14 protein-coding genes are annotated in these 16,764 nt (G+C 40.0%); 12 read left to right on the top strand and 2 right to left on the bottom strand.

Annotation, left to right across the window (positions count from 1 at the left end; translation table 11 throughout):
* Nucleotides 1–5: 5 nt before the first annotated feature.
* Entirely contained in the window at nucleotides 6–1,850 is a 1,845-nt protein-coding gene (locus tag ACGTIC_RS10530; protein ID WP_113855693.1) for a hypothetical protein, read from the top strand.
* Between the two features lie 16 nt (nucleotides 1,851–1,866).
* Here ACGTIC_RS10530 and ACGTIC_RS10525 read toward each other — a convergent pair whose 3' ends face one another.
* Both ACGTIC_RS10525 and ACGTIC_RS10520 read right to left on the bottom strand, forming a co-directional pair.
* Complete coding sequence (locus tag ACGTIC_RS10525; protein ID WP_394542149.1) at nucleotides 1,867–2,769, bottom strand: IS3 family transposase; 903 nt, start codon at nucleotides 2,767–2,769, stop codon at nucleotides 1,867–1,869.
* Between the two features lie 8 nt (nucleotides 2,770–2,777).
* On the bottom strand, nucleotides 2,778–3,059 hold the full coding sequence (locus tag ACGTIC_RS10520) for a transposase (RefSeq protein ID WP_113855176.1): 282 nt from the start codon (nucleotides 3,057–3,059) through the stop codon (nucleotides 2,778–2,780).
* 53 nt (nucleotides 3,060–3,112) lie between these two features.
* Here ACGTIC_RS10520 and ACGTIC_RS10515 point away from each other — a divergent pair, with 53 nt between their 5' ends.
* The 11 genes from ACGTIC_RS10515 (at nucleotide 3,113) to ACGTIC_RS10465 (ending at nucleotide 16,499) form a co-directional block, all read left to right on the top strand.
* A complete protein-coding gene (locus tag ACGTIC_RS10515; RefSeq protein ID WP_162816236.1) occupies nucleotides 3,113–3,679 on the top strand; it encodes a hypothetical protein in 567 nt (188 codons plus the stop codon).
* 7 nt (nucleotides 3,680–3,686) lie between these two features.
* The gene (locus ACGTIC_RS10510) at nucleotides 3,687–4,493 is read left to right on the top strand and encodes a hypothetical protein (RefSeq protein ID WP_113855695.1); all 807 of its coding nucleotides are present in this window, start codon (nucleotides 3,687–3,689) and stop codon (nucleotides 4,491–4,493) included.
* Entirely contained in the window at nucleotides 4,466–6,775 is a 2,310-nt protein-coding gene (locus tag ACGTIC_RS10505; RefSeq protein ID WP_113855696.1) for a hypothetical protein, read from the top strand. Before ACGTIC_RS10510 ends, ACGTIC_RS10505 begins: the two co-directional genes overlap by 28 nt.
* A 14-nt stretch (nucleotides 6,776–6,789) precedes the next feature.
* Nucleotides 6,790–11,886: a phage tail tip lysozyme gene (locus tag ACGTIC_RS10500; RefSeq protein ID WP_113855697.1), complete on the top strand. Its 5,097-nt coding sequence runs from the start codon at nucleotides 6,790–6,792 to the stop codon at nucleotides 11,884–11,886.
* Nucleotides 11,887–11,906: 20 nt separating this feature from the next.
* Nucleotides 11,907–13,607 carry a phage tail fiber protein gene (locus tag ACGTIC_RS10495; protein ID WP_162816237.1) on the top strand — a complete coding sequence of 567 codons (1,701 nt, stop codon included), beginning with the start codon at nucleotides 11,907–11,909 and terminating at the stop codon, nucleotides 13,605–13,607.
* An 18-nt stretch (nucleotides 13,608–13,625) separates the two neighbouring features.
* On the top strand, nucleotides 13,626–13,970 hold the full coding sequence (locus tag ACGTIC_RS10490) for a hypothetical protein (protein WP_113855699.1): 345 nt from the start codon (nucleotides 13,626–13,628) through the stop codon (nucleotides 13,968–13,970).
* A complete protein-coding gene (locus ACGTIC_RS10485; protein WP_162816238.1) occupies nucleotides 13,963–14,124 on the top strand; it encodes a hypothetical protein in 162 nt (53 codons plus the stop codon). The genes ACGTIC_RS10490 and ACGTIC_RS10485 overlap by 8 nt, the downstream gene beginning before the upstream one ends.
* Nucleotides 14,125–14,138: 14 nt before the next feature.
* A complete protein-coding gene (locus tag ACGTIC_RS10480) occupies nucleotides 14,139–14,606 on the top strand; it encodes a holin family protein (protein WP_113855700.1) in 468 nt (155 codons plus the stop codon).
* Between the two features lie 169 nt (nucleotides 14,607–14,775).
* Nucleotides 14,776–15,366, top strand: a complete 591-nt coding sequence (locus tag ACGTIC_RS10475) for a GH25 family lysozyme (RefSeq protein ID WP_113855701.1) — start codon at nucleotides 14,776–14,778, stop codon at nucleotides 15,364–15,366.
* A complete protein-coding gene (locus tag ACGTIC_RS10470; protein ID WP_113855702.1) occupies nucleotides 15,366–15,794 on the top strand; it encodes a DNA adenine methylase in 429 nt (142 codons plus the stop codon). The genes ACGTIC_RS10475 and ACGTIC_RS10470 overlap by 1 nt, the downstream gene beginning before the upstream one ends.
* Nucleotides 15,795–16,070: 276 nt before the next feature.
* Entirely contained in the window at nucleotides 16,071–16,499 is a 429-nt protein-coding gene (locus tag ACGTIC_RS10465; protein ID WP_162816239.1) for a hypothetical protein, read from the top strand.
* Nucleotides 16,500–16,764: the final 265 nt, after the last annotated feature.

The following is a 16,764-nucleotide window of genomic DNA, read 5'->3' as shown; positions in this document are numbered from 1 at the left end:
TAAGAATGGCACTGTATTCACAAAGTATTAAAAACTTTGTGCAAGGTATTTCACAACAGCCAGCACTTTTAAGATTCCCCGAACAGTTAGAAGAACAAATAAATGGCTTCTCGACAGAAGTATCAGGACTCCAGAAACGGGTTCCCACAATTCATCTGAAAACATTGACAGGATTAAATCTTACTAAAGGAAGCAAACCTCTTGTCCATTTTATTGATAGAGACAAACAGCAGAAATATATGGTTGTCTTTGCAAATAACACTTTGAAGGTCTATGACATGAATGGTGTCGAAAAGACAGTAAACATAGAAGATGCTGATTATCTGAAAACAGCCACTCCCAGAGATGATTTACGAGGGATGACTGTTGCGGACTATACGTTCATCTTGAACACAAAAAAGGTTGTAAAGATGACCTCTAAAAAATCTCCTGACTACTTTTCCTCTCAAGGTAGTATGTTGTATGTCAAACAGGGCCAGTATGGACGTACCTATCAGGTATGGATTGATGGTGTCTCTAAATGTACGCATACAACACCAAACGGAGATGCCGCAGAGCAGACAAAACAGATAGACACAAACTACATAGCAGACCAGATTAATACACAGCTAAACAAGAATGGTGTATCAACAGATCATGAAGACAACTGGATACGTATAAAATCTAATGGTCTTGTACAGACTGCCGATGGCTTCAATCATCAGGCTCTTATTAATTTTAAGAAGTCTATCCAGCGTTTCAGTCTTTTACCTGCAACAGCTCCAGATAATTATTGTGTCAAAGTAAAGGGAGACCCTAATGGAGCTTCGGAGGGGAGTTATTATGTAAAGTATTCTAAAGCCAATAATGTATGGGAAGAATGCGTTTGCCCAAATATCAATATTGAAATAGATGCAACAACAATGCCGCACGCACTTGTACATAACGCAGATGATACTTTTACATTTAAAAAACTGACATGGAAAGAACGTAAGGTGGGTGATGATGACAGTAACCCATATCCGTCGTTTATCGACAAGACACTATCTAGTATTTTCTTCTACAGAAACAGGCTGGGTGTCTCATCTGATGAAAATATTATCATGTCTGAATCGGGAGAGTATTTTAACTGGTGGATGACAACAGCAAACGACTTGTTAGATACAGATGGTATTGATGTGCCTATTACGTCTACGAAAGCCAATTTGATTAACTATATTGTGGTCTTTTCAGAAGACCTTTATGCATTCTCTAATGACACTCAGTTCATCATACGTGCTGATTCTACCTTGACACCTAAAACAGCTTCACCAACAGAAATTACACAATTTAACAGCTCTCCTGATTGTCAACCAAAGGTAGCGGGGAAGAACATGTATTTTCCCTCAGAGCATGGAGATTTTACAACTATTCGAGAATATTATACAGTGCAGGATATTTCACAGATGAAAAATGCTCAAGACATAACTTCTCATATTCCGAACTACATTGAAGCGGGTGTTTATGAGATTGTGTCTTCTACATCTGAAAATGTATTGTTCTGCCTAACAAATGGTGCTACAGACACTATCTATATTTACAAGTATCTCTTTGCTAATGAAGAACGTATTCAATCCTCTTGGTCTAAATGGGTATTTGATGGAGAAATTTATGGTGCTGGATTCATCGGCAGTCGCTTGTTTCTTTTGATACGGAGAGGGACACAAATCAACATGGAAATGATGGACTTTTCTGTTAACATAAAGGACTTTGAAGACGATGAATTATATCGGGTGTTCTTAGACCAGAAGAAGGTATTGAGTAATGGTGTGTACAATTCAACAACGGAAAAGACCTGGTCCTATGTCAAGTTTGAGTACAAGTTAAATTGAGGTTTTTATCAATCAGTTATCCAGCAATCAAAGCTGCCTTTTTCTTGTAGTTTGCATATAATTTCTCATAGTCATTTGGTGACATATAGTTACAGTGACTGTGAATTCGAACGGTATTATAAAACGTGTTAATGTATTCAAACACCAGCATATAGGCTTGTTGATAATTTTCAATCTTAAATCGATTCAGCCATTCTCGCTTAATCAAGGCGTGGAATGATTCTATGCAGGCATTATCCCATGGATAGCCTTTCTTCGAATAGCTGCGGCACATCTGTGCGGTTTCCTTGATATAGGATTGCGAAAGATATTGACAACCGCGGTCAGTGTGAATTACTACCAGACGGCCTGGATTCCTGGTTTGCTTTGCCGTTTGAAGCATCCTAATAATGCCAGATGCATCCAACTTCCGGGATAAATTCCAGGCAATGATTTTTCGAGAAAATAAATCCATGATACTGGCCAAATACACAAATCCTTCAGTGGTCCAAATATAAGTAATATCGCTGCACCAGATCGTATCTGGTCTTGGCGGATTAAATTGTTCTTGCAGAATATTAACTAATATGGCATCAAAACAACTGCTCTGGGTCGTAACGGTATAATGCTTGACCCAACAAGCACGAATCCCCATCTGCCGCATGTAAAGGCCCACTGTCCTTTCGGAAATACATTCACCTTTCTGTTGAAGCAATTTAGTAATTTTGGGTGCTCCATAGATTTGCTTTGAATCTTCGTAAATGGTTTGAATCTGTTTTTTTACCTCCTTACGGTGCGTAGCTTGTTTGGATAATTTGCGATGACTCCATCCATAGTAACCTGATGTAGAAACGCCCAATTCTGCCAGCACTCCAGATACCGAAAAATGGCGTTTCCCCTGATGGGCTTTTTCGGCTTCCTGTTTGACGCTATGGTAAATGGCGGGGATTATTTGTCTAGAATGCTGATAGCTTTTTTTAAGACATTGATGGCATCCTTGGCATCTCGTAATTCACGTTTCAAACGAGCGATTTCCTTGGCTTTATCAGATGCATAGTTTCCGGATCCGCGATATGGCATTTCCCCATTATCCCGTAATTGCTTTTGCCATCGTGACAGTGTCTGTTGGGAAATTCCTAAATTATGGGCACACCCAATCAGTCCTAAGTCACGATGATCATGGTAATATTGGACAGCATCCATTTTAAATTGTTTGTCGAACTTCGTCATACTAAGGCCCCCTATATATACTTTTATTGTATCACTTTATGGAAAACCTCAGTTTGACTTGTCCTATTTATATGCTAGCATCAACCTGCTTTGACCTGAGAAGTGCATATTCTTTTACAGATGACACACCTTTACATAATATGTGTCTCATCACTCCTGAAGGATTTTTGCATAAGGACATACAAATAGAAAACGGTTGTGCTTATCTTGATGGTGATTATTCTAAGAAGCATGTTATTGTTGGAGAAGCGTATTTGTTTAAAATCATCTTTTCTACTTTTTATTTAAAGAAGAATGATTCTGGGAATATTCAATCATACGCAACAGGAAGGACACAAATAAAGAATTTACATATTAATTATATAAATACAGGATATATGCAGGTGTGTGTAGCTTATGTGGGTGGATCTTCTTATATTTATCGTATGACCAGCAAGATACTCGGAGAAAGTTCAGCTCGTTTAGGGAGAGTGTTAGGGTATAATGGGAAGTTTGATATACCAGTACATAAAAAGAATGATACAGTAACTATTTCTGTTGAATCAGATATGCCTGTTCCTTTATCTATTATTGGTATGGACTGGGATTGTATGTATACTTCGAGAGTAAAGGAGATGTGATGACAATATGTGTACTACGGCACTTACTATTGGTGTGTCTGCAATGAATGCTATTTCAAAACAAAATGCAACACATAAGGCATTGCAGTCTCAAATTGATGCAAATAACAAAACAGCTCAAGGCTACATTCAGTCCATGAACTACTCTTTTCAGAACTACGAGACACAACGGAGAGCTTTGTTTGCATCACAAATAGAAGCAATGACTAAAATGCGCTTGCAGTCTAAGAGACAGGAATCATCCGTAAAAGCCGCTGTAAATGAAGAATTAGCTGGAGGCGGTCGGACAGCTTCCTTGATTAATCGCTCTATTCGTGCAGATGAATCTCGTGTAGCTTCGCAGGCTCAAGCAAACTATGAAAGACAAAATAATGAAATAGATTTAAATAAAGAGACAACACTCATCAACACCAAAAATGCTATCAATAGTATAGCTCCTGTTGAGACACCTTCATACTTTACGTCACTTATGAATATAGCAAGTGATTTCTTCAATACCTATAATACCTTGCAGAACATAGGGAGCATGAGAAAGAAAGCTGGTGTCTCAGGGAGTACATATAAGGGAGCGTCTACAACAACTTATTCATCTCCAGATGGTGCATACAAATACACAGTAGACAATGTACGTGGTGTAGATTTAGACAAATATATAGCAAAAGAGAATATGTTTAATAGTACAGGTATCTTTGCTATGAGTCCTGTCAGCTCCTATTTTGGGACAGACCTAACTAGTGGTCTGAAATATAATTATTCTGAAAATGGTTTATCAAGAAGGGGTGCAACATGGCGAAACGGATTGCTAGTGCTATAGGCACTGAAATGCAGTTCATGCCACAGCCAGAAAAAGGATATCAGGAGAATATAGGGGGCGTTCAAGGTGTACGAGGAACAACACCTGCATCTTCTTCTGCTTCTATGCTGGCTTCGGCAACATCTGATTTCAATAATGCATGGTTGTCTTTTCTGACAGACCGTGAAAAAAGAATGAATGATGCTGGTCTTACAGAAGCGAACAGAATGATTAGTTCCACTTCTGCTGAAGACCGTGAACGCTTATCAACGATTGATTTAGCTATGACATATGGATTTGGTTCTAATGTAGACAATCCATACTTCATAGCATATAGTGATAAATTACGAGGGCAGGCGTTAGGTGATGCCGCTCGCATAGCATACAATGAACAGTATGGGGATTCTCCAGCGAAAACACCACAGGAAGAAGTCGCCAGATATGATAACTTTGCAAGCTCTTATAAACAGCGATACCTTGATGATGGAATTGTGTCTAATGATGTAGCTTTTAATCAAGGCTTTAATGACAAACACATAGAGAATCAGACACAACTGGCAAGTAATCATGTAGAACGTGATATCTCAGATAGAATCGCTGAGACCTTTAACAACATGAAGTCCCAGATAGGTTCCCTCATCTATGATGCTCCCTCTATGTCAATGGAGACTATTCAGCAGAAAGCACAAGAGATTTTCAATCAGGGTAAATTGATGGCCCTGAATCCAGAACAGAGACAGGCTCTTGTAGATACATTCACAAAAGAGATGTTGTCTACAGGCACTATAAAGGACTTTCCAGCCTTTAAGAAAATGATGGATAATATCTCAGTGGAAACACGCCTTGATGGTACGTCTGTTTCTATGAGTGAACTTGTAGATCCGATGGCTCTAGATACTATTAATTTAGAGTATCGCAAGGCTCATGTGTCCAGTCTGAAGATGGCTAATCGCAAGAAGTATGGGAAAGATAATAACTTAGATAGAGTTATGGGAGATGTCATTAAAGGTCTGCAATCTAATAGTCGTTCGGCTCGTGATGATGCAGAAGAATTAATGGGGCAATTACCAGAAATACATGGCCTGCAACAGGAACATAAGGCCGCTCAAGCTCGTGCGGCTAAAGCTCAGGCCAAAAAGGTAGGTGGAGCCTTAAAGACACAAGCAGGACTAGAAGCGGCCACAGAGAACATTAATGCATATCTGAATGGTGATGGCGGTGTCACATTTGATGGCTACCATAATAAAATAGGGGAACCTATGGTTGGTGGGAAAGCTGTTGATGCAGATACACGTAAAATGGCCTTCCTAAAAGCACAACAGGATATCTTGTCTTCTGACGATGACGAAGACACAAAAGGTCAGCGTCTCATGAAACTTTATAGTTATCCGGGAGTCAATGATATACGCACTCAGCTGTCTAATAGTATCCTCATGGAAATTAATAGTAACACAGCACAGAATGTAGAGTCTAATGGTGTCCCTAACTCTATTATTTATATGGTGAAAGCCAGACAGAGTAATAAGGGGCAGTTTGCTGGTGTCTTTGGTTCAAAGGTTGATACAGCGATTGGAGCAATTCAACGCTTTGCAGACGCTTCAGGGGAAGCAGATGCCGACAATGCTTTGATACGTGGCTTTGCTAACTATTGCAGAATCAAAGATATGGATGAGACCACAAAGGATGCTTATAAATCACAATTCAGGGGGATGATATCAAAAGGATGGAGTATAGATGATATGGAAGACTGGGGTGATTCTAGTTCTTATGCTCCCTCTATCCAGTTGTCTGATGCTCGTATTCTTGACACAGCTCAGGACAAATTTATGCTTTATGGCCCAGCTTTGAATGATACATCCAGAGCTGTTTTAGAAACAGCTAGTGACATAGCAGAAAGTTATGCCTACTTTCATGGCGCAGTCTTTCCTAAGAACTGCTTCAACAGTGAGGTGGCCGCTGAAAGCACATGGGCAAAACAAGCACTTGAAACATACTTATATGATTTTGCAGACAAAACAAACACAGACGTGGATGATGTGTCTGTAAACTATGATGACAATACAGGCTCTTGGTCTTTCTACTCAAAGACAACAGGAGCTTCTAAAATCTATTCGGCGTCTGATATGCGTAATGAAATTCGGTGGGTTGCAACGAAACCAGATGATACAGATGATGGTGGAAGTGGTGACAATACATCCTATTCAGTGACACCAGCTTCTACTAGTACGCAGGAAGAAATAGATGAAACAACAGGTTCTTCTTGGACAGATTGGTTCCAGAGAGGATTGCAGAATTTGATGTAAAGGAGTGAACATAATTGGCAATTTCAGATAATATGTCACTTGTTTATAATTGGTACTTACAACAGGGTTATTCTCCTACATTCTCGGCAGGTATGGCAGGTAACTTTGCAATAGAAACAGGTGGCGGAGAAGACATAGACCCCACAAAATGGTCGGATGATGGTACATCATTTGGGATAGGTCAGTGGAAAGATGAACGATTAAAACAACTACAGAAATTTGCAGATGATGGTGGTTATGATATCAATGATATCTACACACAGCTGGCTTTTTCAGACTGGGAATTACACAATACAGAACAGGAAGCATTGAAGAATATTGAATCTTCTGATTTGTCTAGTGCAAGTGGGGCGGCTAAGGCCATAGCGTCTTACTACGAACGTTGCGCTCCTCAATATGAAGATATACGGATGGCTCCTGCTGAAGATGTCTTTACATCTCTGTATGATGGTAGTGATTTTGACCCTTATGCTGTTGGTGGTGCTTCTGCATCACCTGCAACAGGGACAGACACAACAGACTACACAGCAGAATTACCAGATGACATGATGGGAATAGACCCTAGCTATTATCAAAGATTAGGGATGCTCTTCAAAAAAGCTAGAGAACTAGGCGTAGAACCTCTGCTTACAGCAGGTGCAAACGATGATTCTCATGTAGAAGGGAGCTATCATTATAAAGGACAGGGGGCTGATATAGCATGGGAAGGTCTCCAGTGGGGGGATGATGTATTATCTCAGCTGGCAGATTATGCACGCTCACTAGGATTTCAAGAAGTTATTAGTGACCCACATGGCACTGGCCCTCATCTGCATGTAGCTAATCTTGATTTGTCTCAGCAGGTGCAACAGCTTCTTGGAGAAAAAGGAGACTCGTATACTTTTGGTGAAGGTGCATTTCAGCCAAAGATGCAGAATACAATTTCTCCAGAACTCTATGCGCTCTCTAAGGTTAACGCAGATATCCTGAATCAGAATGAAGAAGCGTTAAAGGATAAACCATCTTTGTTAGATGGTATATGGCATGATTTTAAAAAGAGTGGTAACTTTCTGTATGAATTAGGTGATGCCTTATATACAGACCTGTTCCATAGTGATTTTGATGCCTTTGGTAAATCAAAGATTACAGAGGAAGACAAACAATATATCATGTCTGCTATGGGAAAAGGAAATGAAGCAGAAGCACAATGGATAATTGATAATGCAAAAGACCAGACACAATTATATTATCTCTTACAGCGAAAAATGGATGACATGCAGGAAGATATGAGATATGCGGCCTATTACAATTCGTTAGGAGCGCATAGTATCGGCACTGTCCTTGGTGCTGTCTTAGACCCTCTGAATTTATTACCGGAACTAAAGGCAGTACAGGCTATGAAGATTATTAAGGCCACAGGTGGTGTCATTAAGAATGTAAAGGCTATTGATTCAGCCGCAGGAGCCGCTGTCAAACAATTAGGTACAAAAGGTAAGATAGCTAATACTGCTTTGAACATGGGCATGTATGGAGCTATACAGCAACATGCCGCAAATAAAGCTAATACAGAGGATGAAAGCATTGCTGGAGCGGCTTTGATTGCTGGTGTGTCTGGTGGTGTTCTTAGAGCCTTGGGAATGGCTGGTGGTAAGGTATTATCTAAGAAGGATGCCTCTGTACGAAATATTGGACACACAGCAGAGAAGATAGAAGATGCCACTGCTCGTGATGCTGTTGGGCTGGAAAATGCGTATACCATTATGAAAGATTCAAAACCTATAGCGGCTAAGATGCATGATACATCCTTCTTGTCTTCTAAAGGGGGCAGTGTGGCACAGAAAGCAGAAGAAGCTGGTAATGTGTATGCCCTCTCTCTGGAGGATGCTAAAAAGCTAGGGCAGAGAATAGGTGTCTCCATTACAGACAATACAAAAGGATTTTATGTTCCTCATGGTGATTATACTGTTGTTGTTAAAGATAACGTAAAAAGTGCCAGACAATTAGAAGGTGTCCTTTTACATGAAGTGGGGGTACATAATTCGTTAAAAGAGACACTGGGGGATAATAGTTACAATACACTCATGAACTATGTGTCTGAACAGGCAAAAGACACAACGACACCTTTTGCACAGGCGGCACGTATGGCTAACTCTACAGATCCAGAGGAAATACTAGGATATGCTATCGAAAATGACCTGCTAGGCAAGAAATCTGCTAACAGAATTGTCCGTAGGTTTAAAGAGGGCCTGAAAGATTTAGGCGTTCTGGATAAGACAAAATTTAGTAATGCTGATATTATGGGTATCCTGAAAGAGTCTGTACAGTACAATAGGCTCAAGAATATGGGCATTATTGTGCATAGTGATGGTTCTATCACAAAAGGAGATGTACATTTCTCGAAGGATAACATGATGGCTCCTGAAAGTCTTCTAGACTATGAAAATATGGCAGAGACTCAGAATAAACTGGATAGACCAAAAAGTGCCAGAGGAAGAGTACTAGATTATTTATCTAAGCATATGGACTATGGTGCATTTACTAAAACTCCTTATGGTGTCGCTTCTCGCTCTCCTTCTCCTACACTAGCTCGTAAGGCTTCTTCTTTGCTCGAAGATGCTCAGAGACGAGGGAAAGAACGAACATCAAATATGTTGTCTGCTGAACGCCAGTCCCAGTATTTACGAAGTCAATTGATGAAATATGAAGGTGCTGTACTCGATGCTAGACAGCAATGGATAAAAGACCATTATGGTGTACTGGGTGCTATCAATCCATTCAGGGGTGGTGATGCCCATAGACAGGAATTTAATAAACTAGTTATAGACACATTCAATCATGAGTCAAAACAAGGGACACTGATAGATATTGATGACTCCTTGATAGATGATAGTGTCCATAAGGCTGTTAAGGCTTTACAAGATATGTATGACGCACGTATAGAACTAGGTAAAAATTCGGCTTCTATGTTTGGTGGAGACCGAAAGTTAAATTTGATTGAAAAAGACTGGTATGCAGTGGATGATGAATTTCACAGATTGATTGATCCAGATGCTTACCGTTCCTTTGTGTCTAACTTCACTACCACAGGTGATAAAGGTGCTAAAGAGTTTCTGGAACAATATGCCCTTGTAGCTTCAAATACACCGACATCCAGACAGCTTATCTCTGATATGATTTATAGAGAAAAAGAACTGGCGTGGAAACGGCAGATAAATGAATGTAAAGAGTATCTAGAAAAGGATGGCCGTAAATCTGCTCGTAAGGTTGAAGAAGTCAAAGAGAAATTGAAAGAACTGGAAGGAAAGAAACCAGCAGAGACAACAGAGAAAGAGGTAGACGAATACAGAACAGTCAAGTCTAAAGAATGGGCAGAACATGCTATGTTGCCTCTGGAAGACAAACTGGATGGTCTGGATGCAAAGGGTGCTTCTCCTACATTAGGTGACTTGAATTTCTTTAAAGGTCGTTTACCAATGGATACAGGCACAGTTATACCTATCAGAGATGCGGAAGGAAATATTGTGTCTGAGTTTTCCTTTGATAAGGACTTGAGATACTATGACTTAGACCATATACTTTCCCGGACAAATAATAGATTTTCCGGGGAAGCGGCTGTCCGTACTGTACTCGGAAAGGATTCAGATTATCAGAAGTTTGTGTCTCAAGTACTCAAGGATTTTAAAATGGCTAGTATGGGTTCTGATGGCAGGATAAGTACAGCAGAAGCAGAGAACAGAAAGACATGGTTTTTAGATACCCTGTCACGCTTGCGTGGAATGAGAGACCACTATGATAGAAATGTTTTCGGAGAAGCCGCCGCATCTTCTAAGATTCTGAACAACTTAGCGTACTTTAAGCGTGGTGGCTCGATGGGTTGGAACCAGTTAGGAGACCTTGGTGGTGCTATTGCTTATGGTGGTCTTAAACAGATTTTTGGTGTCTTCAATCCTCTTAGAAAGTTTGTGCAGGAGTGCAGACTGGGAACAGCTAACAATAAGTTTGTAGAAGATTTATCATGGCATGTGTTTGGTGAACCTTTGGAAAGACATATATTTAGAGGAAGCTGGGGGGATATGCAGGTTAGACAGGCATTATCAAAGAGGGGAACTAATTTCTCTAATATGCTGGTTGGGGCCGCTGACTTCACACACAACCTGAGTAAGTTTACATCCCAGATAAACTTATTAGGTCATATGACAGATACTATGGTTCGCTCTATGCGTAGTGGAGCTATCACAGACTCTATCAGATGGGCGCATGGGGAACAGTTTAATGCATTGCGTAACCCATTTAGCAAAGCGAACATTAAAGCTCTTGGGAGACAGGTAGACCTTGAACAGCTCAAAAAAGACTTGCGTACCTATATAAATTGGGATGGTCGTAAAGGAACCATAGCGAACGGAGCGAACATAGAGAAATGGCAGAGGGAACATCCTGATACATTCTGGGCTTGGTATGACCTTATCCAGAATCAGGTAGAGAAGGGTGTCCTGCTCAGTACCTCGGAGGGGAATAGGAACCTCTTGAAAGATCACAATGCTTTAGTACGTCTTGTTATGATGTTTAAGGACTTTAACTTTAGGTCTAATAATGCACAATTTATGCGTGCTTTACAACAACATGAATTACAGGATGCTGTTGCTTTTGGTCTTTCCATGGCTACAAACGTGGGTGCTTTTGCCGCACGAAATGCCGCTCGTATGGGAGCATTGTATGCCATGGGAAATACAGAAGCCGCAGAGTACGTAAAGGAAAACTATCTGAATGATAAGGCTTTGGCAAAAGCCGCTTTCTTGCGTACTGGGTTTTTGTCTCCTGCATCTATGATTAATGATGTGTATGAATCCGGGACAGGTTCTCCAACAATCAGGACAACAGTAACACAGTACAGAAACAATCCGCCTAAAGATGTAGGGGACTTTATCGGAAATACGGTACAGCAGTTACCAGCAGTAGATACAGCATATGATCTTACATGGAAACCTATTGTGTCTGCTTGGAAATTAGCAAACGATAAAGGTTCCCAGCGGGACTTGAAGTCTCTGTTGAATCTGGCTCCTATCCCTGATTTTATTCCCTACACACAGGCCATAGAGACACTATCTAAATTAAGTGGTCTACCTAATAAATAGATGAAAGGATGTGTATAAACGTGAGTATATTTAAAGCAAGAGTGGAATATGAAGTTACAGATGCCTCTGTAAAGACATACTCCTTCCCTTTTCCATATTTACGAAAAGAATTTATTAAGGTATCTATCCTACACACGGACAGCTCAATAACAGCATTAACGTATGGTGTTGATTATTCTGTTGATGATTTAACAATTACATTAGTAACATCTCCTAGTGTGTCTGAACATTTGATTATTTATCGGGAGACAACTACTGATAAAATTATTACATGGAATGATGGCTCCATTTTGCTTGCTAAAGACATGAATACAGAAGATGCCCAGATGTTACACCTTCAGGAAGAACAGAAAGATTATCTAATTGCGAATGCTTTAGCTACTTCTGTAACAGATGCAAAAGAAACAATATGGTCTGCACAAAATCATAGAATCACAGATGTATCAGACCCGAAAGAACCACAAGATACCGTAACGAAACATTACATGGAGAGTGTGCAGGACGGTTTTGTATCTCGTAACACTTCCTTACTGGAACAGGCTACTACACAAGCGACCAATGCCAAAAATAGTGCATCCAGTTCAGCTACATCAGCTTCCCAGAGTGCTTCTAGTGCTAGTGCTTCTTTCACATCTAATCAGTCTGCTAAGAAGTGGGCTGAGTCTACAGCGTCTCCAGATAATCAGGCAGATACAGATAGTACGACAGGAAAGACACAGAGTAGTCGTTCGTGGGCGTTGTATAGCAAGTCGAAAGCACAGGAAGCGGCAACGTCTGCAACGAACGCTAAGACTTCTGAAACAAAATCTCTTGCATCTGAACAGAACGCAAAGGATTCCGAAACCAATGCGAAAACCTCGGAAATAAAAGCGGCTACGTCAGAAGTAAACGCAAAGACTTCTGAAACTAATGCTAAGTCCTCAGAAACTAAATCTAAGGATTCTGAAAATGCCGCGCGTGTGTCTGAACAGAACGCCGCTGAGAGTGCAAGGGTGGCAACGGAAAATGCTATGGATTTCAATATGTTGAAGCGAAATAAAGCGTACTCCATTGGTGATATTGCATATTCTTTTTATATACCCTCATGGGCAAGGTTGGAATGTGTTAAAGCAGGAACAACAGGTACCACTGTACCACCTGCCTTAGGTGCTACATATATTGCAGGTCAATATATTACAGATGGTACAGCTATTTTTATTCTTGATGATGTGAGAGACGGTAATCGTGTGGGTGATATTGTTCTTAAGCCTACATTGAATGATGGTTACATCAAGGCCAACGGAGCAACGGTGAAAGCCAGTGAATATCCACGCTTACTTAAATTTGCTCAGGACAACAGCCTTTGTGTCTCTGATAGCGAATGGATGGATAATAGTGCTACAAAGTACGTTTATGATGCAAGCGCAGATACTTTAAAGGTTCCTAATGCAATGGGTAGGGTGTTACAGGGAGAAGACACACTTATTACGAAAAATGCAGGTCTACCAAATCTTAGGGGTAGCTTTAATGCTAAACAAACAAATCCGGAGAGTGAGGGTGGATGGGTAGATGGCAGACTCTTTTCTAAAGGGTGGCATATGGGCTATCCAGCGGGGAGTGGCACTCAGACACACGCAGGGGGAGAAATAATCTTTAATGCCTCTGGTTACAGTGCCATTTATGGTTCCTCAGATACCGTACAGCCACCTGCTTGTTGTCTTATTGCACAGATTAAATACTAATAAGGAGTTGTTAAAACAATGGAAGATACCAAAATAGTCTATGCGTTTAATATTTTAACTAAAGAATATGAAGGGCCTAAAGTTCTTGATAAAACTGACCAGAGTCCGATTAGTGGTGCATGGCAGATTCCTTGTAATATGGTAGAAATAATTCCACCTGTAATTTCAGAAGACCACAAATGTATCTGGGATGGGGCACACTGGGTATTAAAGGAAATTGAAAAAGAGAAAGAGCCAGAAAGACCAGATACACCACAGGTTTCAAAAGACACAACACTGTTACCTTCTTTATCTGAACGTATTATAGTGCTTGAGGATGCTGTCAACGCCTTAATGGAAGGGGTGACTACTACAAATGGCTAAATATTTGGCGTATCAGATTATTTTACAGAAATTAAAATACAACAACGTTATCAAAAGATTTCCAAAGTATAAAGGGGATATTGATAAGGTACTTGATGATATGGGATGGATGATTGATGAAAATGGTGATTGTGTGGGGAAGCAGACTAATTAAAAGGATGATGAAAAATGAAACGAGGTTCGCTAACAAATATGATTAATACTATATGGAACTTATGGACAGCCACAGAAATTAAGATAGGCTGTCTTTTTTCTATCCTCTGGTTAGCGTTCAATACACTTGTAGGGGGAGTGGATGACCAGATACAGGCCCTTGTCATTCTTGTGTCTTTAGACATACTGACTGGCATGATTGCATCTTGTAAATCACACTCCTTTGCAAGTTCCGTTGCTACGAGAGGACTATGTAAAAAAGCTGTTATGTTCTTGATTATTGGTCTTGGTGTTCTACTAGATGGAGCCATGCATACACATATGGTACGGACAATGTTTATTGGAGCCTATGCCATTGTAGAAGCCATGAGTATCTTAGAGAACATAGACAAACTAGGGTATGGACACTATATCCCTAATTTCATACGTAATGCTTTAGCACAGATTGCTAGAGAAAAGAAGGTGGATAAAATAGATGATTGACATTTCTGTTATACTTAACATTTGCTTTCTTTGTTTTGTTGTAGCTACTGTCATTCACACACGAGTAGATAACAAAGACACCTGTACAGCTATTCTTTGTTTTATTTGGCTAGAATGTATTATCCTTAGTTTATTTTATACTGTTATTAAACAAGGGGGTGTTATTTAAATGACCAGTAAAGTTATTGATGTGTCCTATTGGCAGAAAGACATAGCTTATGATGCGGTAGTTGATGCAGATATCAAAGGTGTCATTATCAAGATATCTGAAGGATGTACTGAAGAAGAAACATGGAGACACCATGTAGACCAGTGCATCGAACGTGGCTTGAAGTGGGGTGTCTATGTCTATTCTCATGCTACGACACCTGAAAGGGCCAGAGATGAAGCAGAGACAGCTATAATGCTATTGTCTGGTCTTCCTACGCCACCTATGGGCATTTGGTTTGATTGTGAAGATCCTGATTGCTTTGAGGAAGGTGTAGACACAACAGCGATATGCTCTGCTTTTATCGTAGAATGCAACGAAGCTGGATTTACGGCAGGCATTTACTCGTCTTCCTTGAAATTTACAGACTACATGGAAAACTCCATACAGCCTAACTTGCTTGCTGATTATGTACCCTATTGGATTGCAGATTACCGTGGATATAATGGGTTTGCTCAGACATATCCTGATAAGCATGTAGCAGGTTGGCAGTGGAGTGATAAGGAATATATCGGGGACACAAATGTTGATATGAATGAGTGGTATGTATAATGCGCTATTTCGGTGGTAAATATAAAATCAGTAAAGATTTGGCTAGTGTGCTGAATCCAATTACAAAGGGAAAACCATTCGTTGACCTGTTCTGCGGTGCCTGTAACGTAGTAGAGAAAATCACTACAGCATCGTCTAGGACTGCTAACGACAATAACCCGTACCTGATTGCATTATTAAAAGCTATTCAAGACGGCTATGAACCGCCAGCTGTGGTGTCGGAAGAAGAATACCAGTATACGATGAGCCACTTAGATGAAAATCCTGCTTTGAGTGGGTTTGTAGGAATTGCATGTTCCTTTGGTGGTGGATGGAAGAACGGTTATGCAAGGAGTGATAAATACCATACAAACTACGCAAAATATGGATATAATTCCTTACTTAAGCAGAAATCCAAACTAGGGGGGGGTAACGTTTACTTCCTGTGACTATAACAAAGCTTCCATTCCCGTTGGTGCTGTAGTTTATTGTGACCCACCATATAAAGGTGTAGGCAATAAATATTATGCGCGTAAATTTGATTATGACGCCTTTATAGAATGGGTAGAAGCTAACAAAGAAAAATATGATATTTATATTAGTGAATATAAAGAAAACATATCAGCTTGGCCGTCTAACTATGAAGTCGTATGGGAAAAGGAATCACGACAAGTAATGGTTAATAGTACAAAGACTACAGAAGTATTAATTCATGCGAGGTAGCGATGGATGAAAAGAAAAAGTATATTCTTATTGCTGTTTCTATTGTCACTATTTTGCTTTCCGTCTGCTTTCTGTTATGCAGACACTACAGAGCCGTTGAGCAATCAACAGGTAGTGATGTCGATACAACAATACAACAGATTGAAACAAATAACGACAGAGCAAGAGCAACGATTATTCAATCTACAGAACTTAATCAATCTGCTCAAGCAGAACTCATCAACGGACAAACAGACGTTAGTAGAGCTACAGAATCAGTTGACATATTGCAACAATCGTCTGATAAACGCTCAGAACTTATTGAATCAGCAGAATCAGAAATTGCAGGAAGCCAACAGCTTATTAGAGAAGAACGAGAAATCTTTGAAAACATTGACAGAGCAAATGGACTCCCTGAAACACCAGTTGAAAGTAAAGGAACGACAAAATAGATTAGCATGGTCAGTGGCAGGTGGTCTGCTGATAGGATTGGTGGTTAAATAATGAAGATGGAAGATATCAATAGAAAAGAATGTCTTTGGAGTGCTATTAGAAAAAAGTGTTTAGAATGTTCTGGAGATTATATAAAGGGAGTGGAGAAGTGTCCTATCAAAAAGTGTCCTCTCTATCCTTATCGCTTCGGAAAATCTGAGAAACAATGGCTCCAGAGTCGTCAAAAATGTAAAAAGTAAGCCAAACATAGGCATTTAAATTTCA

The sequence above is a fragment of the Megasphaera hexanoica genome, from assembly GCF_043520715.1.
GTDB classification, from domain to species: Bacteria; Bacillota; Negativicutes; order Veillonellales; family Megasphaeraceae; genus Megasphaera; species Megasphaera hexanoica.
This window is presented reverse-complemented; position numbering and strand designations above follow the sequence as displayed.

Coding starts and splice junctions, on each gene's coding strand:
- ACGTIC_RS10520 (WP_113855176.1), bottom strand. CDS start 3,059: ATGACGAAGTTCGACAAACAATTTAAAATGGATGCTGTCCAATATTAC.
- ACGTIC_RS10490 (WP_113855699.1), top strand. CDS start 13,626: ATGGAAGATACCAAAATAGTCTATGCGTTTAATATTTTAACTAAAGAA.
- ACGTIC_RS10480 (WP_113855700.1), top strand. CDS start 14,139: ATGAAACGAGGTTCGCTAACAAATATGATTAATACTATATGGAACTTA.
- ACGTIC_RS10465 (WP_162816239.1), top strand. CDS start 16,071: ATGGATGAAAAGAAAAAGTATATTCTTATTGCTGTTTCTATTGTCACT.
- ACGTIC_RS10505 (WP_113855696.1), top strand. CDS start 4,466: ATGGCGAAACGGATTGCTAGTGCTATAGGCACTGAAATGCAGTTCATG.
- ACGTIC_RS10470 (WP_113855702.1), top strand. CDS start 15,366: ATGCGCTATTTCGGTGGTAAATATAAAATCAGTAAAGATTTGGCTAGT.
- ACGTIC_RS10475 (WP_113855701.1), top strand. CDS start 14,776: ATGACCAGTAAAGTTATTGATGTGTCCTATTGGCAGAAAGACATAGCT.
- ACGTIC_RS10530 (WP_113855693.1), top strand. CDS start 6: ATGGCACTGTATTCACAAAGTATTAAAAACTTTGTGCAAGGTATTTCA.
- ACGTIC_RS10485 (WP_162816238.1), top strand. CDS start 13,963: ATGGCTAAATATTTGGCGTATCAGATTATTTTACAGAAATTAAAATAC.
- ACGTIC_RS10510 (WP_113855695.1), top strand. CDS start 3,687: ATGTGTACTACGGCACTTACTATTGGTGTGTCTGCAATGAATGCTATT.